The organism is Micromonospora sp. WMMD1082, from assembly GCF_029626175.1.
Classification (GTDB): domain Bacteria; phylum Actinomycetota; class Actinomycetes; order Mycobacteriales; family Micromonosporaceae; genus Micromonospora.
Map to the genome: position 1 here is coordinate 4,803,619 of NZ_JARUBM010000002.1, position 11,706 is coordinate 4,815,324.

The 11,706-nt window shown below is 75.2% G+C and carries 14 protein-coding genes and 1 pseudogene; 14 read left to right on the forward strand and 1 reads right to left on the reverse strand.

Annotation, left to right across the window (positions count from 1 at the left end; genetic code table 11):
- Positions 1–40: 40 nt before the first annotated feature.
- The 8 genes and pseudogenes from O7615_RS22205 (at position 41) to O7615_RS22240 (ending at position 6,679) form a co-directional block, all read left to right on the forward strand.
- Positions 41–628 (forward strand): hypothetical protein, encoded by a 588-nt coding sequence (locus O7615_RS22205; RefSeq protein WP_278179722.1) that lies wholly within the window; start codon positions 41–43, stop codon positions 626–628.
- A gap of 5 nt (positions 629–633) precedes the next feature.
- Complete coding sequence (locus O7615_RS22210) at positions 634–939, forward strand: DUF167 domain-containing protein (protein WP_278179723.1); 306 nt, start codon at positions 634–636, stop codon at positions 937–939.
- A gap of 268 nt (positions 940–1,207) precedes the next feature.
- Positions 1,208–1,627 carry a TraR/DksA C4-type zinc finger protein gene (locus O7615_RS22215; protein WP_278179724.1) on the forward strand — a complete coding sequence of 140 codons (420 nt, stop codon included), beginning with the start codon at positions 1,208–1,210 and terminating at the stop codon, positions 1,625–1,627.
- A gap of 67 nt (positions 1,628–1,694) precedes the next feature.
- Positions 1,695–2,243, forward strand: a pseudogene (gene lspA, locus O7615_RS22220) (signal peptidase II); the annotation flags it as partial.
- 149 nt (positions 2,244–2,392) lie between these two features.
- Positions 2,393–3,337, forward strand: a complete 945-nt coding sequence (locus tag O7615_RS22225; RefSeq protein WP_278179725.1) for an RluA family pseudouridine synthase — start codon at positions 2,393–2,395, stop codon at positions 3,335–3,337.
- Between the two features lie 41 nt (positions 3,338–3,378).
- A complete protein-coding gene (locus O7615_RS22230) occupies positions 3,379–4,398 on the forward strand; it encodes a hypothetical protein (RefSeq protein ID WP_278179726.1) in 1,020 nt (339 codons plus the stop codon).
- A 95-nt stretch (positions 4,399–4,493) separates the two neighbouring features.
- Positions 4,494–5,891 carry an AAA family ATPase gene (locus O7615_RS22235; protein WP_278179727.1) on the forward strand — a complete coding sequence of 466 codons (1,398 nt, stop codon included), beginning with the start codon at positions 4,494–4,496 and terminating at the stop codon, positions 5,889–5,891.
- Between the two features lie 56 nt (positions 5,892–5,947).
- Positions 5,948–6,679: a DUF2567 domain-containing protein gene (locus O7615_RS22240; protein ID WP_278179728.1), complete on the forward strand. Its 732-nt coding sequence runs from the start codon at positions 5,948–5,950 to the stop codon at positions 6,677–6,679.
- On the opposite strand, the gene O7615_RS22245 is transcribed toward O7615_RS22240, so the two are convergent.
- Positions 6,591–7,292, reverse strand: a complete 702-nt coding sequence (locus tag O7615_RS22245; RefSeq protein ID WP_278179729.1) for an LON peptidase substrate-binding domain-containing protein — start codon at positions 7,290–7,292, stop codon at positions 6,591–6,593. The two genes, O7615_RS22240 and O7615_RS22245, sit on opposite strands and share 89 nt — an antisense overlap.
- A gap of 107 nt (positions 7,293–7,399) precedes the next feature.
- Here O7615_RS22245 and hisD point away from each other — a divergent pair, with 107 nt between their 5' ends.
- The 6 genes from hisD to O7615_RS22275 are packed head-to-tail and all read left to right on the forward strand — an operon-like array spanning position 7,400 to position 11,699.
- Entirely contained in the window at positions 7,400–8,728 is a 1,329-nt protein-coding gene (gene hisD, locus O7615_RS22250; protein WP_278179730.1) for a histidinol dehydrogenase, read from the forward strand.
- Complete coding sequence (locus tag O7615_RS22255; RefSeq protein WP_278179731.1) at positions 8,725–9,867, forward strand: histidinol-phosphate transaminase; 1,143 nt, start codon at positions 8,725–8,727, stop codon at positions 9,865–9,867. Before hisD ends, O7615_RS22255 begins: the two co-directional genes overlap by 4 nt.
- Positions 9,864–10,475 carry an imidazoleglycerol-phosphate dehydratase HisB gene (gene hisB / locus O7615_RS22260; RefSeq protein WP_278179732.1) on the forward strand — a complete coding sequence of 204 codons (612 nt, stop codon included), beginning with the start codon at positions 9,864–9,866 and terminating at the stop codon, positions 10,473–10,475. Before O7615_RS22255 ends, hisB begins: the two co-directional genes overlap by 4 nt.
- A gap of 34 nt (positions 10,476–10,509) precedes the next feature.
- On the forward strand, positions 10,510–10,683 hold the full coding sequence (locus O7615_RS22265) for a hypothetical protein (protein ID WP_278179733.1): 174 nt from the start codon (positions 10,510–10,512) through the stop codon (positions 10,681–10,683).
- Complete coding sequence (gene hisH / locus O7615_RS22270; RefSeq protein WP_278179734.1) at positions 10,680–11,348, forward strand: imidazole glycerol phosphate synthase subunit HisH; 669 nt, start codon at positions 10,680–10,682, stop codon at positions 11,346–11,348. Before O7615_RS22265 ends, hisH begins: the two co-directional genes overlap by 4 nt.
- 30 nt (positions 11,349–11,378) lie before the next feature.
- The gene (locus tag O7615_RS22275; RefSeq protein ID WP_278179735.1) at positions 11,379–11,699 is read left to right on the forward strand and encodes a hypothetical protein; all 321 of its coding nucleotides are present in this window, start codon (positions 11,379–11,381) and stop codon (positions 11,697–11,699) included.
- Positions 11,700–11,706 lie beyond the last annotated feature (7 nt).

Below are 11,706 nucleotides of genomic sequence, written 5' to 3' on the forward strand. Positions count from 1 at the left end.
CCCGCCCTGCCTCATCGGTACGACGCGGCGGGGGTGAGCCGTGATAGTCATCAGTCTCGCGCTCATTGTCGTCGCGGTGGTGCTGCTGGTGCTCGGTCTGGCCGGTGGCTCCAGCGCACTGCTGGTCGTCTCGATCGGGGCCAGCCTGCTGGCCGCCGTGGCACTGGTCGCGGGCGCCCGCCAGGCGGCCGGCCGAGCCTCGGCACGGCGTGGCGACCCCGGCGAACCGTCACGGGAGGCCGCCGGGCGGGAGCCGGGCATCCCGGCACAGCACACGGCGACAACTGCGGACACCGGCCGAGCCGGGTGGCGGCAACCACCCGGCCCGCCGGTGACAGATCCGCGCGAGGGGCTGGCCGATGTCGACGGTTACGACGACGAGCCCGGTTACGACGACGAGCCGGCGGCCCAGGAGATGACCGCGGAGCAGGCGGCCCGGGTGGCCCGCCTCGCCGACGAGGTCCGGGTGGTCGACGGGCGCCCGCGCTACCACCTCGATGACTGCCCGCACCTGGTCGGGCGGGAGCATGAGCCGCTGCCCGTCGCCGAGGCGGTCGAGCTGGGCTTCACCCCCTGCGCGCACTGCACCCCCGGCACCATCCTGTTGTCGGAATCCGGACGCCGCTGAGCTCCGTGGACGATGCGCTCACCGTCGCCGTCCGGGTGAAGCCGGGGGCGTCCCGGGCCCGGGTGGGCGGCCGCTTCGACGGCCCGCACGGCCCCGCCCTCGTGATCGCGGTGCATCCTCCGGCCGTCGACGGCCGCGCCACCGAGGCTGCCCGGCGGGCGCTGGCCGCCGCGCTCGGCGTCCGGCCGGCCGCCGTGTCGTTGCGTAGCGGCGCGGCGAGCAGGGACAAACTCTTCCTGGTCACCCCGGCCGGGCCGGACCTCGCGGGCCGGCTGAGCCGGTTGCGGGACGGCGCCGGCGCGGCCGGCTGAGCCAGCTGGCGGTACGGCGCCGAAGCGGCCGGCTGAACCGGCCCGGTCTGCTAGCGTTCCCTTTGCCCCGATACGGCATAAACCGGGGCGGGTCGGGCGTTCCGGTGCGTCACGTTGTCGGACGCCTGTACGTTCCGTATCCTTGCCAACCTCCGGAGTGCGCGGCCCCGTCGCCGCGCGCCCGTTTTGTACCTGGGGCAGCCGGTTGCCGGCGGCCCCTGTCCAGGCGTCGCGGACTCACCGCGGCCCCGTGGCCGAGGGAGCGACTATGGCCAAGCCAGCCGACACCAGGACCGCCGGCCGCAAGCCGGCGGCGAAGTCCACCCGCAGCGCCGCGGAGACCGAGAAGATCCGAGCCGCGCTGGCGGCGCGGCACGACGAACTGCGCGCCGAGTACGATCAGACGCTGAGCGAGATCACCGAGCTGCAGCGCGACCGCCTGACGGACTCGGCCGGGGACGACCAGGCCGACACCGGCACCAAGACGTTCGAGCGGGAGCAGGAGATCTCCCTCGCCAACAGCATCCTGGAACGGATCACGCAGGTCGAGCGCGCCCTGGAGCGTCTCGACGAGGGTGGTTACGGCTGGTGCGAGCGGTGCGGCAACCCCATTCCGGTGGAGCGGCTGGCCGCCTTCCCGTCGGCAACCCTCTGCGTGACCTGCAAGCAGCTGGAGGAGCGGCGCTGACGGCGCGCTCCCCGGCGCCCGTGCGCGGCGGTGCCACAGCACCGCCGCGATTGTCGATGGGGAGCAGATGAGCGCAGCACCGCCCGCCGGGTCCGGCACCGCCGAGTCGGGCGGCGCCACGAGATCGCGGCGCCGGCCCGTCACGATCCTCCTCGGCCTCGCGGCGTTCGCGCTGACGGTCGACCTGCTGACCAAGCACCTGGCGCTGCAGGAGCTGAGCGACCGCGAGCCGGTCCGGCTGCTGGGTGGCGCCGTCTACCTCTCGCTGACCCGCAACAGCGGGGCCGCGTGGAGCCTCGGCAAGGACTACACCTGGATCTTCCCGCTGATCGCGATCGGCGTGCTGGGCTGGATCGCCTGGATGGCGCGTACGCTGCGCTCGGTGCCGTGGGCGATCTCGCTCGGCCTGGTGGTCGGCGGAGTGGTGGGCAACCTCATCGACCGGATCTTCCGGGCCCCCGGCTGGTTCGTCGGGCACGTGGTCGACATGGTCAGCGTCTTCGACCCGTACGGCCGGGTCTTCCCGATCTTCAATGTGGCCGACAGTGCCCTGGTCTGCGGCGTGGTGCTGGCCGTCGGGCTGGAGTTCACCGGCCGCCAGCGCGACGGCACCCGGGCGCTGGCCGACGACCGGCGGGGCGACGCCGGCAAGGAAGGTACCGACAAGGAAGGTACGGCGACCCGCGATGGCGACCCGGCCCGGCAGCCCGCCACGGCCGACGAGCCGGGGGCCGTCGACACCGATGGCGGACGGCGGGAGCGCGCATGACGGCCACCTTCGCCGCCGGCGGCGACCAGCGCAGCCTGCCGGTGCCCGACGGGCTCGACGGGATGCGGCTGGACCAGGCCGTCGCCCGGCTGTTCGGCCTCTCCCGCACGGCCGCCGCCGCGCTGGTGGACGCCGGTGAGGCGCTGGTCGACGGCGCGGTACGCCCCAACTCGCACAAGGTCCGGGCGGGTTCCTGGTTGGAGGTGACGCTGCCCGCGCCGGCCACGGCACCGGTGGTGGTGCCCCAGGCGGTGCCGGGCCTGCGGGTGGTCCACGCCGACGACGACATCGTGGTGGTCGACAAGCCGGTCGGGGTGGCCGCGCATCCCAGCCCGGGTTGGACCGGCCCGACCGTGATCGGCGGGCTGGCCGCGATCGGGCACACCATCGCCACCAGCGGCGCCGCGGAGCGGCAGGGGGTGGTGCACCGGCTCGATGTCGGCACCACCGGGGTCATGGTGGTGGCCAAGAGCGAGCAGGCGTACAGCGTCCTGAAGCGGGCCTTCAAGTACCGCGAGGTGGAGAAGCGGTACCACGCGGTGGTGCAGGGCCACCTGGACCCGCTGCGCGGCACCATCGACGCCCCGATCGACCGGCACCCGCATCACGACTACCGCTGGGCGGTGGTTTCCGGCGGGAAGCCGAGCATCACGCACTACGACACGATCGAGGCGTTCCCCTCGGCGAGCCTGGTGGACGTGCGGCTGGAGACCGGCCGGACCCACCAGATCCGGGTGCACTTCGCCACGCTGCGGCATCCCTGCGTGGGCGACCTCACGTACGGCGCGGATCCGACACTCGCCGCCCGGCTCAGGCTGGATCGACAGTGGTTGCACGCCAGAGAGTTGAGCTTCGAGCACCCCCGTACGGGGGACGAGGTCCGCTTCGTCAGCGACTACCCTGACGATCTGGGACGCGCGCTGGACCTCCTCCGCGACTGACGCGCCCCACCCGTCCCGACCGATCGACGAGGGGGCCGTTCGTGCGTGCCGGCGAGCTGCTGCGGCAGTTGGACCAGCGAGTGCTGCCCCGCCTCGCGGCCACGGTGACCCGGCTCGGTCACGGCACGACCCGGGCCCCGCTGACCGGGTGGGTGGCGACGCTGTCGTGCGCCGCGGTCCTGGCCACGGCCGTGCTCGCCACCGGTGGCCCGCCGCTGTCCGACCGGACGGTCGGCGAGGTGACCCGGGTGGGTGTCGTCGACGGCGACTCGATCCCCCGCTACGAGGCGACGGCGGCGGCCGACCTGGCCGCGCTGACCGGCGGCGGGTCGCGCGGCGAGGGCACCTACGCCCTGGTCTCGCTGACCGAGTACCTCACCCCCGCCCGGCTCGCGAGGGTCGTCGGTGACGTGGGCGTCGCGGTCGTCTTCGGGCGGGTGCCGCTGCCGGACCGGCAGACCGAGATAGTCCGCATTCCCGCCCAGCGGGTGCCGGAGGACGTGACGGCCGGGATGGTCAGGCTCGCCGAGCGCAAGGAGCGGGAGGCCGCCGACTACCGCTCGCGGGCCGCCGCGCTGGGCGGTGGCGGGCCACCCGAGCGCGAACTGCGCGACCTGTACGCCAGCGGCGCACAGGTCGCGGCGGCGGAGGCGGCCGCGTACCGGGCGGGCTGCGCCTGCCTCTATGCGCTGGTGGTCCGCGCCGCACCGGCGAAGCTGCGTGGGGTGGCGTCCCGGCCCGGCGTGCGGGTGGTCGACCCGGCGCCCGAGGTCCGGCGGCTGGAGCGGACGGTGTTCACCCCGCCGCTGCCCGAGCAGCGCGACATCGTCCGGCCGCCGGTCGACCGGGCAGCCACGCCGGCGCCGGCACCGAGCGCCACCAGCGCCAGCCCGCCCGCTCCGGATCCGGTCCCGGCGGAACGCCCGGCGCCGCCGCCGGAGGTGACGGATTCGTCACCATCACCGGTGGCACCACCGACCTCCCCCGCGGTGCCGACCCCCTGGGCGCCGTCCACCTCGACAGACACGGTCGAGGAGGGCGAGGTGGGCCCGACACCGTGACGGTTGCCGACACATCCGTATGCCGCCCGGTGTGGCCCGAATAGGCTTTCGTTCGTAGCCTGTCAGACGAAACCGAAGCGCTGGGGAGGCGAGCCGTGGAGGGCAGCGAGACCGGTTGGGGACGGCCCGCCGAACCGGCACCGCGGTGGCGGGCGCTGCTCGACCGAGCCCGGCTCGGCGGTCGCGGCGCGGAACCGGCCGCCGAGCGGCGGGCCGAGGAGGCACCACCCGCGCCGCCGGAGCAGACGCCACGGCGGGGGCCGGGCACCGGCTACGCGGGGCGGGCACCGGCCGTCGGGCAGCCGGCCGACCGGTCGTACGGCGGGGAGCCGGGCTACCGGGCGGAGGCGGCCTACCCGGTCGAACCGCCGCGTCCCGCCCCACCGTATCGGGGACAGGTGGGCCAGCCCGTCCCGCCGGTTGCGCCGGTCCAGGCGGGGCAGCCGGCCTACCCGGTGGCGCCCGAGCCGGTCGAGTCGCGATACACCCTGCTGGACAACGGCTACCGCCACGCCGCGCCGCCGGTGGAGTCCCGGTACGCGCTGCTGGACAACGGCGGCTACCAACCGCCCGCGCCACCGGCCCCGCCCGCGCCACCGCCTCCCGTGCCGCCGCCTCCCGTGGCGCCGCCCACGGTGGGGGGCCGGCCGGGGCGCATCGAGTGGCGCGCCCAGAGCGCCGGCGGCGATCTCGAACGGGCCGCCGCCGTGCTGCGCCGGGAACTGGGCACGCCGCGGGTGGTCGCCTTCGCCAACCCCAAGGGCGGCGTGCACAAGACCACGGCCACCGTGCTGGCCGCCGCCACCGTCGGCAGTGTGCGCGGGCGCGGCGTGCTGGCCTGGGACGACAACGAGTTGCGTGGCACGCTCGGCCTGCGTGCCGGTAGCGCCCGGCACGCCCGCACCATCCGGCACCTGGTCTCCGACCTGGTCCAGATCGAGATCCGGGATGGCGCGGAGCTGCTGGAGATCCTCGACGACTACCTCCGGCACGCCTCCGACGGCTCGTACGACGTGCTGGCCGGTGAGGAGAGCCCCCGGTTCGCCCAGCGGCTGGACCAGTTCACCGTCAAGCGGGTGCTGGAGTTGTTGCGCCGCACCCACGACGTGATCTGCGTGGACACCGGCAACAACGTGGAGAGCCCGAACTGGCGCACCGTGATGCAGGCCGCCGATCAGCTGGTGGTCACCACGGTGCCCCGCGAGGACGCCGCGTTCAGCGCGGACTGGATGCTCGACCTGCTGCACGAGGAGGGGATGGGTGAGCTGGCCGACAACGCCGTCACCCTGATCTCCTGTCCCACGCCGGGCCGGTTGCCGTTGCAGAACGACCTGGAGCGGCACTTCGCGACCCGGACCCGGGCGGTGACCGTGGTGCCGTACGACCCCGCGCTGGAGACCGGTTCCTCGATCGAGTACCACCAACTCCAGGCCGAGACCCGGCAGGCGTGGATGCGGGCGGCGGCAGCGATGCTGGAGCCGTTCGGCCGCTGAGCGGTTTGGTGCCGACACGGTGCACGGCTCGCGCGGGGAACTGCGAGGATCATCGGGTGAGTCCGGACACCCCCGCCGCCGAACCGCCCGTACCGGCATCGCCGGCCTACCCGCAGCAGCCGCCGGCACCGCCGCGCCGTCCCGCCCGTACGGCGGCGATCGGGGCGGTGACGGTGCTGGTGCTGGGGCTGCTGGGCGCCCCGCTGGGGCTGCTCTGGGCGGCGGTCGCCCCGGCCACCCCGGTCATCAAGAGCGGCGAGGGCGCGATCTACGGCCAGGCGCAGCCGGAGCAGCCGGTCGCCGCCGACGGGTGGTTCAGCCTGCTCGGGTTGGCGTTCGGGGTGCTCGCCGCGCTCGCGGTGTGGCTCCTGCTGCGCGGGCGGCGGGGGCCGGTCGGGCTGGTCCTCGTGGTGGCCGGCGGGCTCGCCGCCGGGGTGGTCGCCTGGCAGGTGGGGCGCCGCGTCGGGCTGGTCGACTACGAGCGGTTGCTGGCGACCGCACCGGACGGGACGCCCTTCGGTAAGCCGGCCGACCTGCGGGCCGGCGGGATCGAGCTGTTCCTCGGGGTGCTGCCGGTGCCGTACGGCAACCTGCTGTTGCCGGCGTTCGGTGCCGCGGTGGCGTACACCCTGCTCGCCGGCTGGTCGCGGTGGCCCTCGCTGCGCCCCGAGCCGGAGCCCGACGCGGCCTGGGAGGGGATCAGTTCGGGGCCGGCGGCGGCGTGGCCAGCTCCGCCAACGGCACCGGAACCGCCCGCACCTGGCGCAGCAGAGCCGCCTCGCGGTTGAGCAGGTTCAGCTCGGCGCGCAGCCGGGCCGCCGTGCCGTCGATGGCGAGCAGCCGCTGCCGGTCCGCGACCGTCAGCGCCGCCGTCGCCGCCACCAGGTGGGAGAGCACGGTGGGATCCTCGGGCAGCTGCTCGGTGAGCTGGCCCGCCTCGGCCCGGATCAGGCCGAGGTACTGCCGGAAGACGGCGATCACCCGCGCCGCCAGCACGCCGGCCGCCTCGTCCGGGCCGTCGGGCTCGGGCAGCCACCGGACCTCGGCGGTGAGGTATGGCGCGGAGTGGTGGTCGACGTCGGCCACCCGGAACCGTCGCCGCCCCACGGTCACGATGTCGAAGCCCCCGTCGGCCAGCTCGGTGACCTGCCGGAGCTCCGCCGTGCAGCCCACCTCGTGCAGCGTCACCTCCCCGGCGTCGGGCGCGCTGCGGCCGGCGGCGGACGCGACCTCCCCGCCACGGGCGATGGCCACCACACCGAACTCGCGTGGCGTGCCGTCGGGGAGCCCGACCAGGTGCCGGACCAGGGCGCGGTAGCGCTCCTCGAAGATGTGCAGCGGCAGCACCAGCCCGGGGAAGAGCACCGTGGCGAGCGGGAACACCGGCAGCCGTGCGGTCACGTGATCAAGCCTAGCCCGATCGGCGACCGGCGGCGTGTCCCGGCTCACCGTCCCGGACAGCGGGCGGCGCCGGTCGGCCCGGCGCGGGGCCGCCTAGACTCGCAGGCGTGTTGAACCGGATCGACCTGCGTGGTGGCGCGCCCGACCCGCGCCACCTGCTGCCGCGCGCCCAACTCGACGTGTCGGTGGCCGTCGAGCGCATCCGTCCCCTCGTGGCGGCGGTCCGTGAGCATGGGTACCCGGCGGTCCGGGAGGCCAGCGAACGGTTCGACGGGGTCGCCCCGGAGGTGCTGCGGGTGCCCGTCGAGGCGATCGCGGCGGCGGAGGGCACGCTGGATCCGCAGGTCCGCGCCGCGCTGCTGGAGTCGATCGCCCGCACCCGCCGGGTGCACGCCGACCAGCGGCGGGTCGACCACACCACGCAGGTCGTGCCGGGCGGCACGGTCACCGAGCGCTGGGTTCCCGTCGACCGGGTCGGCCTCTACGTCCCCGGCGGGCTGGCGATGTACCCGTCGACCGTGGTGATGAACGTGGTGCCCGCCCAGGCGGCCGGCGTCCGGTCGCTGGTGGTGGCCAGCCCGCCGCAGCGGGACAACGGCGGCCTGCCCGACCCCCGGGTGCTCGCCGCCTGCGCGCTGCTCGGCGTCGACGAGGTGTACGCCGTGGGTGGCGCCCAGGCCGTGGCGATGCTGGCGTACGGCTGCGCCGTGGACGCCGCCGGCAGCGCCCACTGCGCCCCGGTCGACATGATCACCGGCCCGGGCAACATCTGGGTCACCGCCGCGAAGCGGCTGCTGCGCGGCGTGGTCGGCATCGACGCCGAGGCCGGCCCGACCGAGATCGCCATCCTGGCCGACGACACCGCCGACCCGGCGCACGTGGCCGCCGACCTGATCAGCCAGGCCGAGCACGACCCCCTCGCGGCCAGCGTGCTGGTCACCCCGTCGGTCGCGCTGGCCGACGCGGTGGACCGGGAACTCGCGCGGCAGGTGCCGGCCACCAAGCACGCCGAGCGGGTCGGCACCGCCCTGGGCGGCGAGCAGAGCGGCGTGGTGCTGGTCGACGACCTGGCCGCCGGGCTGCGGGTGGTCGACGCGTACGCGGCGGAGCACCTGGAGATCCAGACCGTCGACGCCCGGGAGTGGGCGATGCGGGTGCGCAACGCCGGGGCGATCTTCGTGGGCGCGTACTCGCCGGTGTCGTTGGGCGACTACTGCGCCGGCTCCAACCACGTGCTGCCCACCGGGGGCTGCGCCCGGCACTCCTCCGGGCTGTCGGTGCAGTCGTTCCTGCGCGGCGTGCACGTGGTGGAGTACACCGAGGCGGCGCTGCGGGAGGTCGCCCCGCACGTGGTCACCCTGGCGAACGTCGAGGACCTGCCGGCGCACGGCCAGGCGGTCACCGCACGGTTCCCCGGTGCCGGGGCAACGGCATGACCGGCCTGGACGACCTGCCGATCCGCGACGACCTGCGCGGGCTGTCGCCGTACGGCGCGCCGCAGCTGGACGTGCCGGTGCGGCTCAACACCAACGAGAACTCCCACCCGGTTCCGGAGGCGGTGGCCGAGGCGATCGGCAAGGCCCTCGCGGCCGAGCTGCGTGACCTCAACCGCTATCCGGATCGGGACGCGCTGGCGCTCCGCGCCGACCTGGCCGGCTATCTCGGCCACGGCCTCACCGTCGAGTCGGTCTGGGCGGCCAACGGCTCCAACGAGGTCCAGCAGCAGTTGCTCCAGGCGTTCGGCGGGCCGGGGCGCAGTGCGCTCGGGTTCACCCCGGCGTACTCGATGCATCCGCTGCTGGCGCTCGGCACCGGCACCCGGTGGGTGCCCGCCCGCCGGGGCGTCGACTTCTCGCTGACCGCCGACGAGGCGGTCGCGCAGGTCCACGAGCATCGGCCGGACGTGGTCTTCCTCTGCTCGCCGAACAACCCCACCGGCACCGCGCTCGACCCGGCGGTGATCTCCGCCGTGCTCGACGCCGCGCCCGGCATGGTGGTGGTCGACGAGGCGTACGCGGAGTTCGCCCGGCCGGGCACGGTCAGCGCCCTGTCGGTGCTGCCCGGGCATCCCCGGCTGGTGGTGACCAGGACGATGAGCAAGGCGTTCGGGTTCGCCGGTGGGCGGCTGGGCTACCTGGCGGCCGACCCGGCGGTGGTGGCGGCGGTGCAGCTGGTCCGGCTGCCGTACCACCTCTCCGCGCTCACCCAGGCCGCCGCCCGGGCTGCGCTGGCGCACCGCGACGCCCTGCTCGGCACGGTCGCCGCGACCGTGGCACAGCGCGACCGGATCGTCGCCGAGCTGCGCCGGCGCGGCCTGCGGGTCGCCGACAGCGACGCCAACTTCGTGTTGTACGAGGTGGGCGGCGACCAGTCGGTCGCCTGGCGGGCGATGCTGGCCCACGGCGTGCTGGTGCGTGACGTCGGCCTGCCCGGCTGGCTGCGGGTCACCGCCGGCACCCCCGCCGAGACCGACGCTTTCCTCGCCGCCACCGACGCTTTCCTCGCCGCCCCGGACAGGATCCAGCGCGAGGGTTCCATCGCCCAGCAGCCGCGACCGATGAGAGGCACATCATGAGCCGGACCGCCCGGGTGGAGCGGATCACCAAGGAGACGAAGGTCCTGGTCGAGGTCGACCTCGACGGCACCGGAGTGGCCGAGATCAGCACCGGGGTCGGCTTCTACGACCACATGCTGCACCAGATCGCCCGGCACGGCGGGTTCGACCTGACCGTGCGGACGGTGGGTGACCTGGAGATCGACGCCCACCACACCATGGAGGACACCGCGCTGGCCCTCGGCGCCGCGTTCGACCAGGCGCTGGGGGACAAGGCCGGCATCCGGCGGTACGGCTCGGCCACCGTGCCCATGGACGAGGTGCTGGTCCGGGCCGCCGTCGACCTGTCCGGCCGGCCGTACGTCGTGCACGACGAGCCGCCGCTGGCGCCGTACATCGGGCCGGTCTACCCGACCAGCATGACCCGCCACATCTGGGAGTCCTTCGGCCAGGCGGCCCGGATCACGTTGCACGTCGACGTGCTGCGGGCGGCCCGCCCGGGCGGTAACCCGGACGCCCACCACGTGGTCGAGGCGCAGTTCAAGGCGGTGTCCCGCGCGCTGCGGGAGGCGACCGCGCTGGACCCGCGCGCGGCCGGTGTGGTGCCCAGCACCAAGGGTGCGCTGTGACCGCCCCGCGCGCCGCCGGGCGGGGGTGCCGCCGATGAGCGGGGTGCTGCCGACGCTGCTGCTGATCTTCGCCGGGGTGCTGGTGGGCGGGACGGTGTCCCTGCACCGGCAGGGCGCACCGCGCGGCGCGGTGGTGGTGACCGCGCTGCTGGCGGTGCTCGCCACGGTCGCCGGGGTGCTGTGGCTGCTGCCCGGGGAGGGGTCGTGACCGACCGGATCGTCGGCCGGCCGGCCGACGGCCGGCGGCGCGTCGTGGTGCTCGACCACGGCTCGGGCAACCTGCGTTCCGCCGAGCGCGCGCTGGCCGCGGCCGGTGCCGACGTACGGGTCACCGGTGATCTCGCCGCCGCGGCCGACGCCGACGGTCTGGTGGTGCCCGGGGTGGGTGCCTTCGCCGCCTGCATGGCCGGGATCGAGGCGATCGGTGCCGGCCCGGTGATCGCCGGGCGGGTCGCCGCGGGCCGGCCGGTGCTGGGCATCTGCGTGGGCATGCAGATCCTCTTCGAGTCCGGCGACGAGCACGGGGTGGTCACCAAGGGGCTCGGCCTGTTGCCGGGCACCGTCACCCGGCTCGCCGCCGCCCGGTTGCCGCACATGGGCTGGAACACCGTGCAGGCGCCGGTGGGCTCGGTGCTCTTCGCCGGCCTGCCCGCCGACAGCCGGTTCTACTTCGTCCACTCCTACGCCGTCGGTGACGCCGGCGCGCTGGCCGCCGCCGGGGCGAGGGTGACCACGGCCCACCACGACGGCGACTTCGTCGCCGCCGTGGAACGGGGTGCGCTCTCGGCCGCCCAGTTCCATCCCGAGAAGTCCGCCGACACCGGTGCCGCGTTGCTGCGCAACTGGCTGGCCACCGTCCCGTCCGGTGGCTGACCCGGTGGGTGGCGCCGGCCGGGAGTCGCGGTGAGCAAGGAACGGGCCCAGCGCCGGGCGGCCCGGGAGGCGGAGCTGGCGCGGCGCCGGGTGCTGCGGGAACGCGCGACGGCCCGCCGGGACCGACGCCGCGCGCTGCTGCGCCGGATGGTGCCCACGGTGCGTCGCGGCCGGACGGGTCGGCTGCCGAGGTACTCCCGGGGCGAGCGGTCCGCCATCGTGGCGCTGACGCTGGCGGCGATCGTCCTCATCTGGGCGCTCGTGCCCGACCTCGCCCTTCGCCTCATGCTGATCGTGCTGCTACTGCTCGTACTGCCGGTGATCGTGGTGATCGCCCTGGACCGCCGTTGACCATGTG